The sequence below is a fragment of the cyanobacterium endosymbiont of Epithemia clementina EcSB genome (assembly GCF_029919255.1).
Taxonomy (GTDB): domain Bacteria; phylum Cyanobacteriota; class Cyanobacteriia; order Cyanobacteriales; family Microcystaceae; genus Rippkaea.
Map to the genome: position 1 here is coordinate 923,005 of NZ_CP123991.1, position 21,585 is coordinate 944,589.

17 protein-coding genes and 1 pseudogene are annotated in these 21,585 nt (G+C 35.9%); 10 read left to right on the plus strand and 8 right to left on the minus strand.

Going from position 1 to position 21,585, the window contains the following annotated elements:
• Positions 1-36 precede the first annotated feature (36 nt).
• Both P3F56_RS03050 and P3F56_RS03055 read left to right on the plus strand, forming a co-directional pair.
• A complete protein-coding gene (locus P3F56_RS03050; protein ID WP_281153692.1) occupies positions 37-429 on the plus strand; it encodes a DUF4359 domain-containing protein in 393 nt (130 codons plus the stop codon).
• A gap of 71 nt (positions 430-500) precedes the next feature.
• Positions 501-1,055 (plus strand): cofactor assembly of complex C subunit B, encoded by a 555-nt coding sequence (locus P3F56_RS03055; protein WP_281153333.1) that lies wholly within the window; start codon positions 501-503, stop codon positions 1,053-1,055.
• Positions 1,056-1,146: 91 nt separating this feature from the next.
• On the opposite strand, the gene P3F56_RS03060 is transcribed toward P3F56_RS03055, so the two are convergent.
• Positions 1,147-1,476: a DUF3155 domain-containing protein gene (locus P3F56_RS03060; RefSeq protein ID WP_281153334.1), complete on the minus strand. Its 330-nt coding sequence runs from the start codon at positions 1,474-1,476 to the stop codon at positions 1,147-1,149.
• Positions 1,477-1,707: 231 nt separating this feature from the next.
• Here P3F56_RS03060 and P3F56_RS03065 point away from each other — a divergent pair, with 231 nt between their 5' ends.
• Both P3F56_RS03065 and queF read left to right on the plus strand, forming a co-directional pair.
• Positions 1,708-3,015: a sensor histidine kinase gene (locus P3F56_RS03065; protein WP_281153335.1), complete on the plus strand. Its 1,308-nt coding sequence runs from the start codon at positions 1,708-1,710 to the stop codon at positions 3,013-3,015.
• Between the two features lie 37 nt (positions 3,016-3,052).
• Positions 3,053-3,481, plus strand: a complete 429-nt coding sequence (queF, locus tag P3F56_RS03070; protein WP_281153336.1) for a preQ(1) synthase — start codon at positions 3,053-3,055, stop codon at positions 3,479-3,481.
• A 435-nt stretch (positions 3,482-3,916) separates the two neighbouring features.
• On the opposite strand, the pseudogene P3F56_RS03075 reads toward queF, so the two are convergent.
• Positions 3,917-4,749: pseudogene (locus P3F56_RS03075) on the minus strand (CoB--CoM heterodisulfide reductase iron-sulfur subunit B family protein).
• A gap of 247 nt (positions 4,750-4,996) precedes the next feature.
• Between P3F56_RS03075 and P3F56_RS03080 the strand changes: the two are divergent.
• The 3 genes from P3F56_RS03080 (at position 4,997) to P3F56_RS03090 (ending at position 10,280) form a co-directional block, all read left to right on the plus strand.
• Positions 4,997-7,240 (plus strand): APC family permease, encoded by a 2,244-nt coding sequence (locus P3F56_RS03080; RefSeq protein WP_281153337.1) that lies wholly within the window; start codon positions 4,997-4,999, stop codon positions 7,238-7,240.
• 796 nt (positions 7,241-8,036) lie between these two features.
• Positions 8,037-8,777, plus strand: a complete 741-nt coding sequence (locus P3F56_RS03085) for a cytochrome c biogenesis protein CcdA (RefSeq protein ID WP_281153338.1) — start codon at positions 8,037-8,039, stop codon at positions 8,775-8,777.
• Between the two features lie 126 nt (positions 8,778-8,903).
• A complete protein-coding gene (locus tag P3F56_RS03090) occupies positions 8,904-10,280 on the plus strand; it encodes a cytochrome c biogenesis protein (RefSeq protein WP_281153339.1) in 1,377 nt (458 codons plus the stop codon).
• A gap of 27 nt (positions 10,281-10,307) precedes the next feature.
• Here the strand turns inward: P3F56_RS03090 and P3F56_RS03095 are convergent, their stop codons facing one another.
• The 5 genes from P3F56_RS03095 to P3F56_RS03115 all read right to left on the minus strand — a co-directional run bounded on the left by P3F56_RS03095 (position 10,308) and on the right by P3F56_RS03115 (position 17,222).
• Positions 10,308-10,628, minus strand: a complete 321-nt coding sequence (locus P3F56_RS03095; protein ID WP_281153340.1) for a DUF3082 domain-containing protein — start codon at positions 10,626-10,628, stop codon at positions 10,308-10,310.
• A 39-nt stretch (positions 10,629-10,667) separates the two neighbouring features.
• A complete protein-coding gene (locus P3F56_RS03100; RefSeq protein WP_281153693.1) occupies positions 10,668-13,397 on the minus strand; it encodes a valine--tRNA ligase in 2,730 nt (909 codons plus the stop codon).
• A gap of 1,118 nt (positions 13,398-14,515) precedes the next feature.
• Positions 14,516-15,427: an alpha/beta hydrolase gene (locus P3F56_RS03105; RefSeq protein ID WP_281153341.1), complete on the minus strand. Its 912-nt coding sequence runs from the start codon at positions 15,425-15,427 to the stop codon at positions 14,516-14,518.
• Positions 15,428-15,439: 12 nt separating this feature from the next.
• Complete coding sequence (purN, locus tag P3F56_RS03110) at positions 15,440-16,093, minus strand: phosphoribosylglycinamide formyltransferase (protein ID WP_281153342.1); 654 nt, start codon at positions 16,091-16,093, stop codon at positions 15,440-15,442.
• Between the two features lie 55 nt (positions 16,094-16,148).
• A complete protein-coding gene (locus tag P3F56_RS03115) occupies positions 16,149-17,222 on the minus strand; it encodes an aromatic ring-hydroxylating dioxygenase subunit alpha (protein WP_281153343.1) in 1,074 nt (357 codons plus the stop codon).
• A gap of 624 nt (positions 17,223-17,846) precedes the next feature.
• On the opposite strand from P3F56_RS03115, the gene scpB reads away from it, so the two are divergent.
• The 3 genes from scpB to P3F56_RS03130 all read left to right on the plus strand — a co-directional run bounded on the left by scpB (position 17,847) and on the right by P3F56_RS03130 (position 19,675).
• Positions 17,847-18,320 carry an SMC-Scp complex subunit ScpB gene (gene scpB, locus P3F56_RS03120; RefSeq protein ID WP_281153344.1) on the plus strand — a complete coding sequence of 158 codons (474 nt, stop codon included), beginning with the start codon at positions 17,847-17,849 and terminating at the stop codon, positions 18,318-18,320.
• Between the two features lie 171 nt (positions 18,321-18,491).
• Positions 18,492-18,866 (plus strand): c-type cytochrome, encoded by a 375-nt coding sequence (locus P3F56_RS03125; protein ID WP_281153345.1) that lies wholly within the window; start codon positions 18,492-18,494, stop codon positions 18,864-18,866.
• A gap of 11 nt (positions 18,867-18,877) precedes the next feature.
• Positions 18,878-19,675 (plus strand): aminotransferase class IV, encoded by a 798-nt coding sequence (locus tag P3F56_RS03130; protein ID WP_281153346.1) that lies wholly within the window; start codon positions 18,878-18,880, stop codon positions 19,673-19,675.
• Positions 19,676-20,098: 423 nt separating this feature from the next.
• On the opposite strand, the gene P3F56_RS03135 is transcribed toward P3F56_RS03130, so the two are convergent.
• Positions 20,099-21,532, minus strand: coding sequence for a glycosyltransferase (locus P3F56_RS03135; protein ID WP_281153347.1), 1,434 nt, complete (start codon positions 21,530-21,532; stop codon positions 20,099-20,101).
• Positions 21,533-21,585: the final 53 nt, after the last annotated feature.

The window sequence follows — 21,585 nt, forward strand, 5'->3', positions numbered from 1 at the left end:
CCTAATAGTTGAGCAAGTTAAGCAACCAAAAAAGTGATGGAAGCGTTACAATTGGCGAGTACCGTCGGGGGAGTTGCATTGGCTGGAATTGGTGTTTTAATGGTGATAACCAATCCTGGACAGAATGACTATAAACACTATGCTACTGATGCCCTCACTGAATATTTAAAACAAGAGGTTTGCCCCCAAGCCCCTCAACAATTAGGAGGCTTCTTACAAAGCTATTGTAAAACCTTAATAGATACAGGACGACCTCAAATTGAACAAGTGATTGCTAAAGAGACTATTCGGCGAAATTATCTTCTGTTCAGTATCTACGAAACTGAATTATTGTTGCCCTTTCCAATCCCCAGTTACGAGTTTGGTACAATAGGGGCCTTCCAGAAATTCTATACCTACGAGGTCCAGGAATTCCAAGAAAAGCGTTAAACTATTGTTCTCTAATAAACAAGAGTTCATCCTAATCAATCATTCGGATCACTAACTTATCCTTTAACTTTGTGAATCTCCCTATCCTTAGCTCTACTTTTTTTCTGACTCTTCTATTAATGATGGGTTTGTTCTTTTTCATCCGCGCATCTGCTAAGGATCGCATCGAACGAATCAAGTTGACCCCACGAGAATCCGTTGATCAGCTTTTGAGTCAACTACAAGTATATTTTACTCAACGTGCTTATCACATTAGTTCTGTTGACCCCAAACGCCAGACTATGACTTTTGAAGGTTTTGTTAGTCCTAGTTGGTTCCTTGCTATTTTTCTGAGTGGGTTAGCGGCCATCGGATTATTTTGTTTCTCGTTGATTTTATCTTTTCTATATCCCTCGTTGACTTTATTGTTTCTGGGACTAGTCCTCTTGTGTCCAGTTGGTGGAATCTTTTATTGGAAGAAGTCAGGACGTGTTGAAAAAGTTTTGCTCGAAGTTAAAATGATATCAGAATCTAACCAGTCACAACTTGATGGAAACATGCAGAGTTTAGTTATAGTAACAGCTCATCGAGACGAACTGGCTCGGCTACAAAAAGTAGATTTTTTGAAATCTGGTTATAATCCTTAAAAGAAAATTGCAATTTATAGCAAAACATTTCCCAATCTACTTATTTTTAGAGTGGGAAATGGTATGTTAAACCTCATTAGACAAGAAAGAGTCAACGATCACTTCCAGCGGTTACCACTGCGGGAACTCTACTCGGCACAGGAGGTTGGAATTCTCGCAAACTAGGAAAGAGAAAATGATTTTCTTCAACGTACTGGGCACCGAACAAACCCTTTTCCGCCCAAAAGTATCTATCCGTTGTATGCTCATTTCGTTTTACAATCAGCAAAGCCGGAGGCTGGATTCCAATCGCCCCAATATGCTTCCTTGCAGCTGTCACTGGTTTATCTTCGCCACTTTCGATACTATACTGGGGTACAATCTCGAGAATCCTACGACCTTCTTGACGACGACGACTCTTACGTTTACGTTTTCTTGCCAACCCGATTACCTCCTATTCTGGATATATACTGTAATCATAGTTACAAAAGTTAATGGCATTATATCCGGTTTAACCTAGGAAATCAATAGCCTTTGTCCACATTTCGGTGGATTTATTGAAGTCACAAGGCTTCAATAATCAATAGATTTCGCTAAACTTAAGGAAAAATTCTGAAATGATTAAAATTAATTTTTTTAACAAAACTTTATAGATTTATGGATTAAATCCCTCATGTCCTCTGCTACTTACACTTTCATAAAACCCAGTAAAGAATTCATTACTTTATGTCAAGCTCAAATAACGTTGTTAACTCAAGGACTGAAAGCTGATTGGAGTGGAATTTATTTGACCCAAGAAAGAAAAGAAGAAACACAGACGAGCTTGATTCCCCTCTTGTGTTCTCCGCAAAAACGTGAGTTTTACACCAGTAAGAATGTTAATTTGAATTTACCTAAGGTTGAAAAATTACTAAACGGTTCTATCAGTATACCGATAATTAACTCTGTTAAGCTGTCCAAATCTTTGAAGACTAATTTTAAAGGTGATCACCAAATTATTGATGAGAATAAAACAACTATGAGCAATCCTCATCAATTAGTCTTACCCTTGATGTATAAAAATATCGTAGTAGGATTATTAGTAACTCGACGTAAAAATCCTCCGTGGCAACAGTCAGAATTGGACCAAATTGAAACCATTGCTCAAACCCTAGCAATCGCTCGTTTATTGGATAGCCATCAACAATGGTATCAAGAACAATTGAGTCAACAGCAAACATCACAACAACAAGAACATGATCGCCTCGATGATTTATTTCATCAGTTGCGTAATCCATTAACCGCCTTACAAATCTTTGGTAAACTATTACTTAAACGGTTGCATTCAGACGACAAAAGTGCGACGATAGCAGAGAGCATTATACGAGAAAGTAATCACTTTCAAGAGTTACTCCAAGAATTTGAAGTTAATAAACAATCTCTCAAAGACGATGTTGTTACTCTTAATACTCAATCAACTCGTTTTTTACCATCAGAACAATCTCTATCTTTATCAGTTATCCGGGTTACAGAAATATTAGAACCATTGCTGACTTCGGCTAAATCAATTGCCCAAGAAAAATCAATCAAATTAAGAATCGATATCCTTGAGAACTCACCTTGTATATGGGGAGAGCCTCAAGCACTTAGAGAAGTCTTTAGTAATATTATTAACAACGCTTTTAAATATACACCATCGGGAGGTCAAGTATTTGTACAAGTTGGGTTGCTCTCGATGACTGATGGAAAAAGTTATCAAGGTATTGTAATTGAAGATACAGGATGCGGTATTCCTGTTGAAGATCAAGAACATATTTTTGAGCGTCATTATCGAGGGGTTCAAGAAACAGGAGGGATTACAGGAAGTGGATTAGGTTTGGCGATTGCTAAAGATTTAGTTACTCAGATGCAAGGATTGATTGAACTTGTTAGTCCCACTGATGAAACGCGCAATATGGGGACAAAATTTATAGTTTGGTTACCTTTAGTTAATAGTTTATAATGAGAGAGTTAACTCAGTTAAAGAGAGTATTTTAATAGTGAATCAAGTTGCTAGTTCTCAACCTTCTAGTTTTAAGTCTGATGCTTCGGCAATTAAATATGGAGAGCGGTTTATTGAAGAAGGGAAATTAATTACTTTTCCTAATCCTCGTATCGGTCGACGGTATGACATTAATGTTACTTTGCCTGAGTTTACTTGTAAGTGTCCCTTCTCTGGTTATCCCGATTTTGCTAACCTTTATTTAACTTATGTTCCTGATGAAAAAGTGGTTGAGTTAAAAGCATTAAAATTGTATATTAATGGTTATCGTAATCTCTATGTCTCTCATGAAGAATCGATTAACCAGATTCTGGATGATTTTGTGTTAGCTTGCGATCCACTAGAAGCAACCTTAAAAGGAGACTTTAATCCTAGGGGAAATGTTCATACTGTTATTGAAGTTCGTCATCATAAACAGAAAAGTTAAAGTCATAAAAAAATTAGCTTCTTTGGCATGAAAAAATATCATGCTGGAAAGACCAAGAACTATACCGATGACTTAATGAAGTTAAAATTTATTCGGTATACTGTTGGGATCGTAGATCTTTCTCAAGGAAGGATTAAGTATCATGATTATCTGTTGGAAATATATATCTGTATCAAAGTGGAAAACAAAAATAAAATCTTAGAAAGAAAAGAACATATTCTGAAAGGTCTAAGATAAAAACTATTAAATATATCTTAAATAATTACATTAAAAATGTAGCTCACAGAAATAGAGTAGGTAGACAACAAGCCGAAACAACACTCAAGGATCTACTTCAAGAATTGCAGGTGTAAAATTTTAGCAATTGAAACAGTTGGCAATTAACCTTTACAGAAATATTTAATTAATTAACAATTAAGTTAATTGAACATTCCATTAAAAATCTAATTTATCTAAAATAGACTTTGTTGAAACGACATGACGATCTAATCCTAGATTAGCGGAGTTGATTCCTAATGCTAATGCTACTAATTGGGATAGATGTAACACAGGCAAGTTCAATTTGTGTTCAATAACTTTCTCGACTTCTAGTTGTCGAGAATCTAAATTTAAGTGACACAAAGGGCAGGGAGTTACTAAACAATCTGCCCCTGCTTCAATAGCTTCTTTCATATTATTTCCTGCCATTTTAAACGACTCTTTGGTAGCCTAACTTACTATGGTTCAGCCACAACACAGAGCCCGTCCTTGATAATAGATAGGAGTTGCCCAAGGAGACGAAAAATACTTTCTAAACATTCTGGTTGAAAGCGATTATCGTAAGGAAGATTATCCTGAGTTCGTAACAAATAACAGCCATAAAATGCAGCACAATTTAAACGGCTTAACTTCTTTGTTACTTTTTTTTGAAGTTTTTCAAAACTATAATCAGCTACCAATGCCCATAACAGATGTTTAACTTCAGTCATTCCTTTATAGGGAAAACAATGTTCTTTCTCTAAAAATCTATTAACCTGTTCCAAATAGTTAGGGTCATTTTCTTGTGCATTTTTGAGACGTTCGTCTACATGGCCAATAACCCCCTGACAGGTACTACAATGGGTTAACAAAGGGAGATTTAGAGAGTCAGCTAAAGTAATATTGCGCGCATTGACTGTATCTTCTAATAATTGGGAATCTTCTTTGTAAGTTCCTGAACCACAACAGGCGGCTTTTTTGAGTTCAACTAATTCTATTCCCAACGCATCAGTGAGGGCAGCAGTAGACAGATAAAGTTCACGACAAGCACCTTTGGCAACACAACCCGGATAATAAGCTTACTTCAGCATTGTTCCACGTACCGGCGGCTGATGGATCTGGAGACTCTCGCTGTTAAGGCGAAGTTTAAGGAGAAGTCCTCGTTTCTATTGATTTTACAACATATTTCGTCTTTCCCACACTTCTAAAATAGTCAATTGTGCTAACTCATTTTGAAAAAATTTGGGATAATGACCATAACCGAATAAACGCTAAATTATGCCCGACTGGAAACTACCTTTTGATCGCCCTTCTCAACCTGCTACTGTCCTTCCCGAAGAGACTCAAGGGGGTTTAGGTACTTTTGGCGGAGTCTATACTCCTTCTATCTTGACTATTCTTGGCGTAATCATGTATCTCCGCTTTGGTTGGGTGGTGGGAAATGTGGGGTTATTAGGGACCTTATTGATCGTCATCTTAGCCAACTCCATCACCTTTTTTACCGCTCTATCTGTATGCGCGATCGCAACAGACAAGGTGGTAAGAGCAGGAGGAGCCTATTACATGATCAGTCGCTCTTTAGGAGTAGAAACAGGAGGAGCCGTGGGAATTCCCCTCTATTTTGCCCAAGCTCTTTCCGTGGCTTTATATACTATAGGTTTTGCTGAAAGCTTAAAGGCAGCCTTTCCCCACCTAAATCAACTTTATGTGGCGTTGGTGGTGACAAGTTTAGTTGGGATATTAGCGTTTATGTCGGCCAGTATTGCCATTAAAGCGCAATATTTCATTATGGCTGCCATTGTCTTGTCCTTAGTGTCATTCTACTTTGGACATCCCGTAGAAGAAACTCATATTGAATTATGGGTCAACAACAAAGCTCCCTTTTGGACAGTTTTTTCAGTATTTTTCCCTGCGGTAACGGGAATTATGGCTGGGGTCAACATGTCAGGAGATTTACGAGATCCCATCCGGTCTTTGCCCAGTGGAACTCTGTGGGCTGTTGGGACAGGATTTGCCATTTATATAACCATGCCCATTTTTATGGCCATGCGAGCTAATAGTGCCACTTTAATTGCAGAACCTTTGATTATGCAACAGATGGCTGTCTGGGGTCCTTTAATTCTGTTGGGGGTGTGGGGGGCAACCCTTAGTAGTGCCATTGGTAGTATTTTGGGTGCACCTCGTATTCTTCAGGCGTTGGCCAGAGATAGGATTTTACCAAAATGGATGAGTTTCCTCGGACAAGGAAGTGGCCCTCAAGATGAACCAAAAATCGGGACTCTAGCGACCTTGGTGGTAGCGATCGCAGCGGTTTGTATCGGAGATTTAAATTTAATTGCCCCTGTCCTAACGATGTTCTTTTTAACCACCTATTTAGTGTTGAATATGTCAGCGGCTATTGAAGGGTTTTTACAGAGTCCTTCATTTCGTCCCTCGTTTAAGGTCCATTGGGCGTTTTCCCTGACCGGGGCGATCGGTTGTTTAATCGTCATGTTTCTGATTGATGCTCTTGCGACTGTTGTGGCAGCGACTGTGGTGATTGGAATTTATTTTTGGGTACGTCAACGAGAATTAATAGTGACTTGGGGGGATGTACGCCGAGGACTTTGGATGGCTTTGTTAAGGACGGCAATTCTGCAAACCGATCACACTGACGATACTAAAAACTGGCGACCCCAACTCTTAGTGCTGTCGGGTGCGCCGACTAAACGCTGGCCTTTAATTCAGTTAGCAGAAGCATTAACCCATAATCGAGGTTTAATTACCGTATCAAGTGTTCTCCCTGTTGGTTCGCGGGATATGGCCAAACAGGCGATCCTAGAAAAGCGGATTCGTAATTATCTGCAACGACGGGGTGTACAGGCGTTAGTTCGGTTGGTAACAGCCCCTGATCCATTCGATGGGGCTGAAAGACTTGTGGAGACTTACGGACTAGGATCTATTGTCCCCGATACAGTATTGCTGGGAGATTCTCAACAATCATCCCACCGTGATCGCTATTGTCAAATGATTGCCAATCTCCATCGTGCCCAACGTAATGTTATTATTTTGCGGGAAAATACTAAACTCGACCAAAACCCCTTTTTAGAGTCAAGACACCGCCCCTGTTACATAGATATCTGGTGGAGTGGGGGAATGCAGGGGAATGGTAGTCTGATGTTGATTTTAGCTTATTTATTGCGTTCTAATCCAAACTGGCAAAATGCGGAGATTTGTCTTAAGCTAGTAGTGACCGATGAAACGGGGGTTCAAGCAGCTCAAGCTAATTTAGATAATTTGGCTAAGCACTTGAGAATTGGGGCTTTATCAGAGGTAATCTTGGCTGATGGAAGAACATTTGCCACAATTCTTAAAAAGTCTTCTATGGGAGTTGATTTAATCTTTCTAGGTATGGCTAGTCCTGGGGAAATGTTTATGCAATCCTATGAAAAGTTACAAAATTGGACAGAAAACTTACCCACATCAATCTTTGTTCTGGCTGCCCCAGGATTTGATTTTGAGGAAGTATTGGGGGAAAACTAAATAACATCTCTCAAATTACCTGAGTATCTTGCCAAAAATCTTTGAATCTTATCATACAAAACTGCTCCTCTTTCTTCTTCTTTAATTCTTACCTTAGATATCTCATACGTTGATAAATTTTATTCCATCGGTTTCATCAAGAAAATCGTCTTTTCGTTCGACTTGTAAAAAAAATATTTGGCTATCAAATTTAAGGAGAGAACGTATTGTACTTAACCAGGTAACTAGGAAATTACGATTTTATCGAATTTTATAAATCACTTTATTTTTCATAAAAATTAATAATAGAATGTATTCTTACTTGGCATATTTATTACCGGTAAACTCAGCTTCAATATAGCTATTTAAACTGAGATCATATAAATGATATGTAAAATAAACAACTGTTACATCTCTATCTATAGGATATCTATGCAATAGATGTTTAAAGATAAATAGATTAATTTTATTTTTTTATAAAGTAAAACGCAAACAGTATATTCTCTAAATTTAATTATTGCTCAGAATAATTTTAGTCCTAATTAAAATATTTAAAATGATTGTATATCTTTAATATTTATCTAAATATTACTTTATTTTTACTTGATTTAATTTTGATAAAACTTACAATAGTAAAGATATGCTTTTTACTATTGCAAGTTTTATCAAAATAGAAAGTTGGTATCAATTCTCATCACAAAATATTAGTTCTTTATCAGCCTCTTTAAAATTTTTAAAAATCTAACTATTTTAAGCACTTAATTGCCCCATACTTTAAGCTACAATGCAAAATGAACTGCTCCACATTTTCTAAAATATGTTCTACGGATTTGAAACTCAACTCTATAAGCTTGAACAATTTGCCAATCAATTGGTTTCTTCGCAGTTAACCCATCTAAATTGGTTGAGTTTAACAGTTGTTTTTATCGCTGGGTTATTAACTAGTTTAACCCCTTGCATGCTATCGATGTTACCGGTTACTATTGGCTATATTGGAGGTTACGAAAACCAAGGAAGAAGACAAGCAGCTATCCAGTCAACTTGGTTCTCTTTTGGTTTAGCTACTACCCTTGCAGGATTAGGAATTACAGCAGCTTCTTTGGGAAAAATATATGGACAAATTGGAGCTGGATTACCAATTTTTGTGAGTTTAATTGCAATTTTAATGGGGCTAAATTTATTAGAATTAATTTCTCTAAAATTACCTTATTTTGGTAATAGTGATTGGATTACGGACAATTTTCCTCCAGGGATACGTTCCTATTCTCTAGGTCTAACCTTCGGATTAGTTGCCTCCCCATGCAGTACTCCTGTATTAGCAACTTTGTTGACTTGGGTTGCATCGACTCAAGATTTATTATTAGGAGGAGTATTATTGCTATTTTATACAGTTGGCTATGTTACTCCTTTAATTGTGGCAGGAACTTTTACTGCATCTCTGAAAAAATTATTAGAATTACGTCGTTGGTCAATTTGGATTAATCCTGTGAGTGGTATTTTATTAATTAGTTTTGGATTATTGTCTCTTTTATCTCGTTTATCCTCCAAAAGTGGATAATTAATAATGGAGTAATTTTCAGAAAAATTAAATTTATAATAGGAGTTGAATCTACAATAATTTCAACAGACCAAAACTGACAATAGTTATCTAAAAAAAGCGTTGATTTTAAGGGAGATTTAAATTATGAACTCTTCTAATTTACCTCAAGAAACTCATTTTTTTTCATTATTTTGGCAAGGATGGCAACAAATTGTCAAGATTACAGCTAATTTACGGTTAGCTATTATTTTATTATTAGTGATCGCTTTATTCAGTGTTAGTGGGACTGTAATTGAACAAGGAGAAAGTCTATCTTTTTATCAAGAAAATTATCCTGAAGATCCTGCTCTATTTGGGTTTCTTACCTGGAATTTAATCCTAAATTTAGGATTAAATCATGTATATAGTACTTGGTGGTTTTTAGCTCTATTAGTTTTTTTGGGAACCAGTCTCACCGCTTGTACGTTTACCCGTCAATTCTCTGCTTTTAAAGCTGCCCGCAACTGGCGTTTTTATCAGCAACCTCGTCAGTTTCAAAAGTTTGCTTTAAGTGGAAATATTGAAAATATATCTCTTGTTAATGTCGTTAATTCATTAAGAAAACGAGGTTATAAAGTTTACCAAAATAATAATTCTTTATATGCCCGCAAAGGCATTGTAGGCAGAATAGGACCTATTGTTGTTCATGCTGCTATATTGATCATTTTAGGAGGAGCAATTTGGGGGATATTAGCAGGATTTTTAGCTCAAGAAATGGTTGCCAGTGGCTCAACTTTTGAAGTCGAGAATATTATTGAAGCAGGTCCTTTCTCTAAACCATTAATTCCGACTAATTGGGGAATTCGAGTTAATCGGTTTTGGATTGACTATACTCCTAATGGAGATATTAACCAGTTTTATTCTGATCTCTCGGTTGTTAATAATCAAGGAAAAGAATTAGATCGCAAAACTATTTTTGTCAATGAACCTTTACGATATGATGGAGTTACTTTCTATCAAACCAGTTGGGGAATTGCTGGGGTAAAAGTTCAAGTTAATAATGGTCCTATTTTTCAAATTCCTATAGTCCCCTTAAAAACCGAGGGAAAAGGGAAAATATGGGGAACTTGGATTCCTACTCAACCTGATTTAAGTGAAGGGGTATCCTTATTAGCTAAAGATTTACAAGGAACTATGATTGTTTATGATAACAATGGCAATCTTTATAGTGCAATTCGCCCAGGAATGATGCTTGATATTAATGGCGCTACTCTTAAAGTTTGTGAATTAATTGGGAGTACAGGACTACAAATTAAAGCTGATCCTGGGATTCCTCTTGTTTATACTGGGTTTGGATTATTAATGCTTGGAGTAATCGCAAGTTATGTTTCCCACTCCCAAGTTTGGGTTTTACAACAAGAGAATCGCTGTTATATTGGCGGTAAAACTAATCGAGCGCACGTCAGTTTTGAAAAGGAATTAGTGAGAATTTTGGACGAATTAAAAAATCACAAAGTAGAGCCTCAATTCTCAAAAGTTTGAGGGCAAAAATAAAGGTATTTATTATTTTTATTTTATAGAAAAATGTCTTTTCAAAAAAAGTTGAATGGCTAAAAGAATTAACCCAAAAGCTACAAAACTAAAAATAAAGGTTCCTAAAGAAGCCATTCCCATTACTAAGGTCCGTACCAAAGAACCAATTCTCAAGACCAAAGAATTATGAGAGATAAGAGGTTTGGCCGCAAAGCTTTGAAAAATAGAGAAAGTGAGAGAATAAAGTCCAAATGCCAAAGATCCTGAAATGGTTGAACCCATTAGACAATGTAACGGTGTGACTTCTTTATCTTTAGGACGATCTTTTTCTGGAGTGGGCGTGGGTGAGTTTGTCATGAACAGTAGGGTAAACGATAACTTTAATTGGTCATATTATTATTTCAGACGATGCAGACGTTCTTGTAGAATTTCCGCTTGTTTTTGGGCCTCAGCTAAAGAATCTTTAGCCCCTTGAACCACTTTTTTAGGGGCTTTATTAACAAAACCAGGATTATTAAGACGCTCAGTAAGAGATTCAACCTCTGCTTTAATTTTACCTAAATTTATCTCCAGTTTTCTTTGAAGACTTGCAATATCGACAATACCTGATAAAGGAATTAACACTTGAACTGTTCCCACAACACCTGCAACAACTTGTCCAGTTTCTAACTCTAATTGGGGTGTAATGGTCAGTTGTTCCGCTTTCCCTAAATCCTGAATATAAACTTGGGCTGACTTTAAAATTGTCCTTTCTGTTTCATCTTCACTCTGTAAAATCACAGAAACTCTAACACCAGGTTTGATTTCAGCTTCAGCTCTTAAATTTCGCAGAGTACGAATAGTTTCGATAATAAGGTTAAATGACTCTTCTAATTCAGCATTAATGAGTTTGGTGTCAGAAGTAGGATAATTTTGTAAAGCCAAAAATTCATCGCTAGTTTGGCTCAAAGTATGCCAAATTTCTTCGGTAATATGAGGCATGAAGGGATGGAGTAGCCTCAGGATATTATCGAGGATATAGGCTAAGGTCTGTTGAGCAACTAGGCGAGATTCGGTGTTAGAATCCTTCCAAAGACGAGTTTTAACTAATTCAATGTACCAGTCACAAAAATCTCCCCAGATGAATTCATATAGCCCCTTAGCCGCTTCTCCTAACCCATAAGTCTCTATATAGTTCTTAGTTTGCTGAACCAGTCGATAGAAACGAGATAAAATCCAGCGATCGCATAATTCTAATTTTTCTACTTCTGAAAATCCCAAGATTTGAGGAGTTTTTCCCTCTAAATTCATCATGACAAATCGCGCTGCATTCCACAGTTTATTGGCGAAGTTTCGAGAAGCTTCAACGGATTCGGATTCATCAGTTTTACGATTGTATTGTAAGCTGATGTCCTGACCTGCCCCTGCAACTTCCCTAATCAGGGTATAACGGAGGGCATCGGTTCCATAATTTTCAATTAAGACTAAAGGATCAATCCCATTGTTAAAAGATTTAGACATTTTCTTTCCGTTTTCATCTCTAACCAACCCATGTATATAGACATCTTTAAAGGGTATTTGATCGGTGAAATAACCTGCCATCATGGTCATACGAGCAACCCAAAAGAAGATAATGTCAAAACCTGTAACTAAAGTACTGGTCGGATAGTAGACTTTTAAATCTTCAGTATTTTCAGGCCAACCCAATGTTGAAAAAGGCCATAGACCAGAAGAAAACCAGGTGTCGAGAACGTCAGGGTCTTGTTCCAGTTTAGTATTTTCTCCGTATTTTTCTTGAGCTTTTTCGATAGCTTCTATTTCACTATTCGCCACTACAAACGGGGTCTTATCTGTAATTTTGTTGTTGGTTTCACTAATTACATACCAAGCAGGAATTTGATGACCCCACCATAATTGACGGGAGATACACCAGTCTTTTAATTTAATCAACCAATCTCGATACACTTTTGTCCAGTGCTCGGGGACAAAGCGGGGAGAATTGTGTTCATCTAAAAAGGTTAATGCTTTTCGGGAAAGAGGGTCAATTCTAACAAACCATTGGGTTGATAATAAAGGTTCGATAGGAACTTTACCGCGATCACTGTAAGGAACTGCATGGCGGTATTCTTCTACCTTAATTAAGAACCCTTCTTTTTCAAGTTTATTAACAATATTTTTCCGTGCAACATAACGGTCCTGTCCCTTAAATATTCCAGCATTTTCATTCAATGTACCGTCTTTATTCATAATATTAATAAAGGGCAAGTTATGAGAGTTTCCCATCTTGAAATCATTGGGATCATGCGCAGGAGTAACTTTAACACAACCTGTACCAAATTCAGGGTCAACCAATTCATCAGCAAAGATAGGAATTTCTCGACCAACAATAGGTACAGTTAAAGTCTTTCCAATCAACTCTTCATAACGTTTATCTTTAGGATTAACAGCTACTCCTGTATCTCCTAAAATGGTTTCGGGTCGAGTGGTTGCAACTTGCAAATAACCACTACCATCAGTTAATGGGTAACGAAAATACCATAGACTACCATCTACTTCCTTGTTTTCCACTTCTAAATCTGAGACAGCAGAAAGAGATGCCGGACACCAATTAACTAAATAATTTCCTCGATAAATTAACCCTGCTTCGTAAAGGCTAACAAAAGCTTTTCTGACTGCTGTAGAAAGTCTTTCATCGAGGGTAAACCGTTCCCGTGACCAGTCCGCAGAAAGTCCAACTCGTTTCAACTGGTTGATAATCTTTCCACCAGACTCTTGCTTCCATTCCCAAGCGTGTCCGAGGAACTTTTCCCGACCGATCTCATAGCGGGTTTTGCCCTCTGCTTTTAACTTGCGATCAAGAATGGTATGAACTGCGATACTTGCATGGTCAGTTCCAGGAAGACAGAGAACATTGTAACCGCACATCCGATGATAACGCACCAGAACGTCCATTAAACAGTCTTCAAAGGCGTGACCCATGTGGAGACTTCCTGTAACATTAGGAGGGGGAATAACGATGGTGTAAGGTTTTCCTGGGTGGTTGGGATCTGCCTTAAAGACCTGGTAGGTTTCCCAAGCATTTTGCCATTTAGATTCAGTCGTTTTGGGATCGTATTGGGGGGGTAAAGCGGATGGGTTTACGGTCATGAACAATAGAAGGGTATGGGTATGATTATCCTCTCCATCAAATTGTGCCACAACAGGTTAAGTAATTCAATTTAACATTCTTTATTAAGACTCTATGATTTTTGTTTTAGAGATTAAAATAGTTTTTCTTTAAAAGAAACATTTTAACTTCATTAGCAAAACACACTGGAGTCCAATTAATCCTCGTTTTTAGAAAGTTATTTTTTTGCCTTGCTAAAAAACAGATAGCAAATGTCGAAAATACTATCGGATAAAATAGTAGTAATTATTTAAGGCAATCTATGTTATTTAAAATATTTTATAAACTCATCTTAAAAAGATGGTATTAATTAATATTAGTAATATCATTTTTAATATCTAAATTATCCATAAATACTTTTTTAACAAAATTACTAAAAATAGCTCTAAAATTGACATTAGCAAAATAAGTCTTAAAAAGTAACAATTTCTTTAATATAGATAAATATAATTGTATTTTTAGGTTAAAAATACAATTATATTTTCATGTAAATTAAGGTCGGTCAAAATTTTAGAGCCAATAAGAGTAGACAAAGAAAATATAAGGTATTTTAGATTAGTTTGTAAACTTAAAACTTTAAGTTTTAAGAAGAAAAGTAGTCAAAATTAAATAAACAGATAACTTAATTATTAGATAATTTATTTAAAAAAGTTAAAAAAGAGTAATTATCTAGATGCCAGCTTACCTAAAGATTCAGCTAATATAATTAGAAAAGTAATAACTGTAAAACTTGACTCATCTCAAAAAAATTTCTTCATAACAAGAAGAATAGCAGCAGTATTTTGGCTTAAATATAAGAGTATGGAAAGTTAAAAATTGCAGACTTAGTGAATCTATCATAAGACATAATTAAAATAAATAATTTTTATATAGATTCTTTAAGAAAGAGAAGAATTGTGTAATTTTCCAAAATTAAATACATATATGCAGTCAATAATAATTAATCTATTAACAATCAATATAATAATTTTTATTATGTTATTTTTATACAAAAAAGTAGAAATTAAATGAGAGATAAGTTCTTTCTATATTCAACAAATTAAATCCACTCAATCCAATTCTTTACTAAAGCGTAAATACAGGATAGTTTTGTTTTAGTTTAATCAAGTCCATGAATAACTAACTCATAATAATCTTGGTGAATTGCTTCAAGACTTTTTTGTAATTCCTGTGCATGGACCCAACCGACACATCCTGAATATAAACATTCTCTATTTTTATTGGCTAGAAAAACATAAAGAATATTAAGAGAATTTTTCCAAATACGAATACTTTTTCCATCCTGAAATAATAAATAAACCTGCGATCTCTCAAAATCACGGTTTTGAGTATACGTCATTCCTGGTACTGCTTGTAAACGTTCAATTAAAATGTTTGCAAAGTCTTTTTTAGGAATTACTTGAATGGGTAAAAAATTCCAAAACTTCTGAATAACTTCCACAACCTGGGGAGAGGTTTTTAATTTAGCATGGGAAAGATTTGGTAGACAGGCAAACTCCCCAAATACGACTTGAGTCGTCTCAATCCTGATAGTTCCATCACTCTTATTCCCAAGATCTCCTGCAATTGATAAAGTTGGAATAGATTGAGCAATTTTTTCGGTAATAGCTTGACGACTTTTTAATAAATATTTAGCGATTTTAGTCTCTGAAGGTTTAAGAATACCAAATGACTCCACTCCATTAATAGGACAACCAATCAAAACAATTGAGTTAATTTTTGACCACAATTCTGGATGTTGATCGAGAAAGTCTAACCAAAGTAACCCTCCTAATGAATAACCAATAATACGCCAAGGTATATCAGGATAGCTGTCCAAAACCTCCACTACTTTTTGTTCAATAAGTTCAAGAATATCTTCACTTTCAATCCATGTTTTTAGCCATCCAAAATTGAGGGCAACAATTTGATTTTTTGCTGTTTTTAGAGTTTTCGCAAGTTGTAGGATATCTTGATGTGTATCAGTCCACCCGTGTTGCACAAATAGGATACAATCTGGATAGTCAATCATGGTCTTGAATGATTAATAATATCGCTTTGCGGCTAGAGCAATGGCTTGAGGAAAAATAATATGTTCTTGAACTTGAATGCGAGCTTGTAGTGTCTCGGGGGTATCATTCGGTAAAATAGGAACAGCCGCTTGTGATAATATTAGTCCACTATCAACTTCTGAATTGGCAATGTGAGCCGTGCATCCGGTAATTTTAACACCTGCAGCCAAGGCTTGTTCAACGGCGTGAATTCCTTTAAAACTTGGTAATAAGCTCGGATGAATGTTAATGACGCGGTTAGGATAGGCTTGTAATAGAACATGAGTAACAATACGCATCCAACCAGCCATAATAACCCACTCTACTTGATGCTGTTGTAAAGTCTCAACAATAGCCTGATCCAGGTCTACCCGTTGCTTAAAATTGCGATGATCGAGTAATACTGCCCGAATCTTTAATCTTTGCGCCCTTTCTTTAACTCTCGCTCCAGGATTATTATAGATCAATATGGGAATCTTAGCATTTAGTTTGTTTTCCTGTATTGCCTGGACAATAGCTTCAAAATTTGTCCCACTTCCCGACGCTAAAACTCCCAATTTTAAGGGATATTTTAACTCAAGTTCTTTAGAAGATAATTGAGGAGAGATGAAGTTAGGAGTCGACTGAGAAGAAGCAGAAAAATTCATGGATATTCTAGATGAACATTCTAGACAGTAACTAAAGTTAGTATACAGTTAAGTTTTAATTATTTTCGTACAATTGAAACTGTTTTTTAACCATTGTTTGGACTTGGCTAATAGTAGGATTTATTTCATAGGTTTGTTGTCGTGAATCTTTTAAATATGCCTGCTGTTCTTGTTCAATCATGGTAATATCTTGTTTAACTAGTCCATCTAACATTTTTTGTGCTGATCCAAACAAACTATTTTTAATCCAACGTCGAAACCAGATAGGTAGTTTATGAAGTCTCCAAAAAGCATTTAGGGAAGTAAAATGAATTAAATAGGCACGAGTATAAGTCTTATTAATAGGACAGAATAAACAATAAATTTTAAAATCCTTTCCTAAGGTTGACGTCCAATGAGGATAAATATAACTAACTTGCAAAGGTTCAGAGTGCAATCGGCGCAAACGAGGAAAAAAAAGTTGGAAAATTGACCATATTTTATCTATTTTATAGTAGCTTTGGGTTTCATACAGAGCGTCTACTCGTTTCTCATTAGATGAGAGTTTAGCTAATTTAGCTGAATTCCAAGCTTGATAGTTCCTATGTAAATGTCCATGATACATATCCATTAAATTTTCAATCAAAAACGAGAAATGTCCTCGACATTCAATAGTTGAAACAGTTGCGATATAGTTGAGGTGCCCCCATTCAGGAATTTCTAACGGCTGCTCATAGGTTTCTTGTAATTTCTTTGAGTCTCCTAAGAACAACCAAATAAACCCGTCCAATTCCGAAACTGGGTAGGAAATAATTTGACAGTTAGGTAACTTGTTTTCTTTATTTAAATAGGGGATAAATATACACTTACCTTCGCGGTTAAACCGCCACCCATGATAAGCACATTCTAAGCTATTTCCAATGATTTTACCACTACTGAGTTTTACTTGACGGTGAGGACAGCTGTTTTCGATGGCTTGGACTTTTTTTTGCTTATCTCGATAGAGCACGATAGACTGGTCCCAAACTATAACCTCTAACGGTTGATCAGTTACTTCTAGACTCCGAGCCACAACATACCAGTAATTAGGATTTATCCCACAGGTACGAACATCAATAGTTTGGGTGGTATTGGTTAAAGATTCAGGCATTGCCTTCTGTGGTTTTTAGACAGTAATTTCGAACTTATTCTAAATGACTCGTATTTAACATAACACTAAATAATGTGAAGCATTAATGGATAACCGTTATAGATGGAAGTTAAGGAAATTATTAAACATGGATATCAAGTAGTGTGAAGAACGGCAAATAATAGCCCCTGAAGATAAATCGAAATGTAAAGTCCTTTTTCTCAGTACTTAGAATTAGAGCTGAATCAAAACTTCTAGTAAGGTTAAATTTATCAATTGCTCTCTACTTGTTTGAGAGTAAAAAGCTGTACTACACCTTCAAACAAGTCCAATAGAATCGAGACTTTTGTACTGAAACTTTTTCTCTTATTGTCTGTGACATTCACTTTGATACAATTGAGTATAATGGCTCGATTTATTATTCTCATCCAGAAGCTAGACTTAATCGCTTTCAAGATGAGTCAACTTTAGAAACTTGGTTTTTTTTAGCCGGATTCTATTACAGCTAATCTGAAATAGAAAGAAATTTTAGCTCTTCCCATTGCTAATTATTCGGTACATAGATAGGGTAGAATCAGAAATTGATTCAGAAATAATTCAGCTTTTCTTAACGGAAACTTTTCCATCACAATTCTTAGAACAGTTATGAGATTAGCAACTAAAATTGAGGCCATTCTCTATTTGAAGGGTAAACCTTTGTCCTTAACAGAAATTGCTCAATGTGCTGATTGCGAGGTGGATGAGGTACAAGAAGCTATCATTGAATTAATGTCAGACTATGCGTATCGAGACAGCGCGTTAGAAATACTAGAAATGTCCCAAGGCTATAGCCTACAGCTACGGTCAATATTTGATAGTTTGATAGATGACTTAATTCCGGCAGAATTGAAAAAGGGAACCCTTCGAACCTTAGCTGCAATCGCCCTCAAAAATCCTATTGTACAAACCGACTTGATTGAACTCAGGGGTAGCAGTGCTTATCAACACGTTCAAGAATTAGTCGGACTAGGCTTTATCCGCAAGCGTCGTCATGAAAATGGACGTTCATACTGGTTGGAAATTACTAACAAGTTTCATCAGTATTTTGAAATTGACCAACTTTCTCAGCTTACCCCTTAACAATCATCAATTTAGCATTTTATATTAAAAATATATGCCAACTTTAATAAAGTTAATAATAACTTACCAAATATCCCCCTTGATTATTACAAAAACTTAATGAAGATAGCTTTTAATAATTAAAATATTGCAGAATGTAAAGATGAGACTAGCCAGTTTGATCGAATACCTGTGACTTATCAGTTTAACCAACTTAAAAATGTCATTGGAGGGTTGACCTCAACCTTAATAGCCGTGGCTGTTATCACCCTTGTATTAATAGTAGGTTGGTATTTTCATGAAGCGTCTGAACCCTATGTTGAAAAAGTCTTATCTCTTAAAGGAGATATGAACAAGGGACGGGCTATCTTCGAAATCAACTGTGCAGGATGTCATGGGTTACAAGCCGATGGAAGCGTAGGACCAGGTTTACATCACGTCCACAAACATAAATCTAAAACTAAGCTGATTAATCAAGTTACTAGTGGAAAAACACCGCCCATGCCAAAATTTAAACCAAATTATCAAGAAATGGCCGATTTACTTAGTTATTTAGAGTATCTTTAAGTTAAAACATTATGTTTTGGTATGACGGGGAATTGATTGAAACAGAAACTATTTCTGTTAAGGTGACCGAACCTGGTTTAATTTATGGGGCAACAGTATTTACAACATTACGAGTCTATCAAAAGTCTCTTGACCATCGTTTAACCCAGTGGTCCACTCATTGTCATCGACTCGAATGCAGCTTAAAAACTTTTGGTTGGACGTTGCCTAATTGGCAACAATTACGTCAAGAAGCCGAATTATTAATTTACTATTATCCTGTCTTAAGATTAACGATTTTCCCTGATGGTAAAGAATGGATTATAGGACGTTTTTTACCTGAAGATTTAGAACAATCTCAACAAAAAGGGATAAAAGGATGGGTCGCTAACACTAGCTTATATAAACGATCTTTAGCTAATTATAAAACTGGCAATTATTTAGGAACATTTTTAGCTTTACAAAAAGCTGATCAGTTGGGCTTTAGAGAAACAATTTTAGTTGATCACGAAGGAAATTGGCTAGAAACTAGTACAGGGAATCTTTGGGGATATAAACAGGGAGAATGGTATACACCCCCCATCGAAGAAGCAATCTTACCAGGAATCGGACAATCACAGTTATTATCTTGGTTAAATAATCAACAAATTCCTATTAATCAAACCCAATGGAATTTGGATTTGATTGATAGTTTAGAGATCATTGCTTATGGTAACAGTGTAGTTGAAATTATCCCTTTTGCTTCGATAAAAATGGAAGGTAAAAGCCTTAATTTCAATACATCTTATTCAAGTCTTAAACAATTACAAAATTATTACCGCTCTAATTAGAGTAGAGAGAATCATAGTAGTTATTCTGAGTTTTAAAATGTAACTTTCATAGTTTTTGCTTTTCCAATCGTGTTAGCTGAACTTTTGGGTAAGCTGAAATCTAGTTAAATGCTCTTTTTTAAAAAATTTTCTATTCTAGACATATTTAAAATTACCTGCTTATAACTAACATCTTATATCTAGAACTAATTCTACTAGAACTAAAAAACTTAAGAAAAAATATGAATAAAATAAATTAGTGATGAATCAATCATCAATATTTTATAACTATTACTTATCACTTTTCTATTTCTGATTGAAACAAGTCTATTCCTAATTAAGTGTTATATCCGAGTCTAATCCCTATAAAAATAGGAACACAAACTACTTTATATTGTGATATTGTGTCCCTAATTAGTCAGAAATACTACCAAATAAATTGACTTAATTAACAAAACTTTCTTCAGGAGTCCCCTCATGAATTGTCTTAACCCATTTAAGACGTTTAGGAAAAATTGACATTCGAATAGTTACACTAGGAATAATAATAAACCAGTGCATCATATAAAAGGTTCCCTTCAAAGATAACCACGTCAACCGAAACACGTCTACAATCCCCAAATTTTTGTTTTTTTCACTGCGACGTAACCCATTAAATACACCCCAAGAAGACAAAGATAAAATTAATATGGTTAACGGACTAAAAATTGGTAAGTGATGACGTAGAATCACCATCAAAAAGTCAGGAAATACCGCCATTAAGATCAAATACTGTATGACAATAAACGATAGCATATCAACTTTTTTCGTCCAGCCAATATGCTCATTAAGAATAAACCGCCAATAATCTAAATATCGTTGATACCCTCCCTCTCCCCAACGGTTTCGTTGATGCCAAAGAGATGTTACTGTTGTTACTCCTTCCTCTTCCACGGCGGGAGCGGATAAAAAAACAATTTTCCAATTATCCAAATGTAGTCGAATAGTTAAATCAAGATCATCTGTAATTGTTTGTTCATTCCATCCCCCACAACGAGATAAGGCTAAACGCCTAACAAATTGTCCATTACCGCGCAATTCTCCAATTCCCCCGATCGCAACCCTTTGTTGTTGAAAATAGCCATCGAGGGCCATCTCTACTCCCTGTCCTTTCGTCCAAAAATTCAGAGGCGCATTAGCAATATTCTTACGGACTTGAACTGCTCCTACCGTTTTGTCTTCAAATAAAGGAACTACACAACGTAATAAATCCTGAGAAACCTTAGCATCAGCATCAAAAACCGCAATAATGTCCCCATGAGTTTGGGATAACGCCTGATTTAATGCTCCTGATTTTCCCCCTTCTCCATTAGCCGAACGACGAATCACATTGAGTTGAGAATACTTCCGGGATAATTGCGCTAAAATTCGGGGGGTGTTGTCAGTACTGCAATCATCAACTACCCATAAATTATATTTATCAGTGGGATAATCCAAATTGCACAAGGTCGTTATCAGTTGACTAATAACCGCTTCCTCATTTTTAGCCGCTACTAATAAAGAAACCGAAGGAACATGACCATTAGCAATAACTTCATCAGATAAAGGACTCGGCACTTCCTCCGGTTTAGCGATTATGAGACGTAACGCTTGGATGGAAAATAATCCCGTTAGTCCTAAAACCACCCAAGTACCCCAAGTCACTAAATGAAGAACAATGGTGATACCCCAAATAGCCATAAGGACAAAAGCAGCTTTTTTACGTCGTCCTGATAATCCTTGGAAAAAATCGTTTCTAAATTTCTCTTCTTCGTCTTGAGGATCAGACCATTCCGATAATAATGAACTAAAGGGATCCAAGTTCTGAGCAGCTTTATCTGACCAATAATTATTTTGCATAAGTCGATGTTTTGATTAATTCGTTTACTTTGATGCTAACAACTTCCGTTATT

Coding starts and splice junctions, on each gene's coding strand:
- P3F56_RS03130 (WP_281153346.1), top strand. CDS start 18,878: ATGTTTTGGTATGACGGGGAATTGATTGAAACAGAAACTATTTCTGTT.
- P3F56_RS03105 (WP_281153341.1), bottom strand. CDS start 15,427: ATGATTGACTATCCAGATTGTATCCTATTTGTGCAACACGGGTGGACT.
- P3F56_RS03095 (WP_281153340.1), bottom strand. CDS start 10,628: ATGACAAACTCACCCACGCCCACTCCAGAAAAAGATCGTCCTAAAGAT.
- P3F56_RS03050 (WP_281153692.1), top strand. CDS start 37: ATGGAAGCGTTACAATTGGCGAGTACCGTCGGGGGAGTTGCATTGGCT.
- P3F56_RS03135 (WP_281153347.1), bottom strand. CDS start 21,532: ATGCAAAATAATTATTGGTCAGATAAAGCTGCTCAGAACTTGGATCCC.
- P3F56_RS03115 (WP_281153343.1), bottom strand. CDS start 17,222: ATGCCTGAATCTTTAACCAATACCACCCAAACTATTGATGTTCGTACC.
- purN (WP_281153342.1), bottom strand. CDS start 16,093: ATGAATTTTTCTGCTTCTTCTCAGTCGACTCCTAACTTCATCTCTCCT.
- P3F56_RS03080 (WP_281153337.1), top strand. CDS start 4,997: ATGCCCGACTGGAAACTACCTTTTGATCGCCCTTCTCAACCTGCTACT.
- P3F56_RS03090 (WP_281153339.1), top strand. CDS start 8,904: ATGAACTCTTCTAATTTACCTCAAGAAACTCATTTTTTTTCATTATTT.
- P3F56_RS03085 (WP_281153338.1), top strand. CDS start 8,037: ATGTTCTACGGATTTGAAACTCAACTCTATAAGCTTGAACAATTTGCC.
- scpB (WP_281153344.1), top strand. CDS start 17,847: ATGAGATTAGCAACTAAAATTGAGGCCATTCTCTATTTGAAGGGTAAA.
- P3F56_RS03065 (WP_281153335.1), top strand. CDS start 1,708: ATGTCCTCTGCTACTTACACTTTCATAAAACCCAGTAAAGAATTCATT.
- P3F56_RS03100 (WP_281153693.1), bottom strand. CDS start 13,397: ATGACCGTAAACCCATCCGCTTTACCCCCCCAATACGATCCCAAAACG.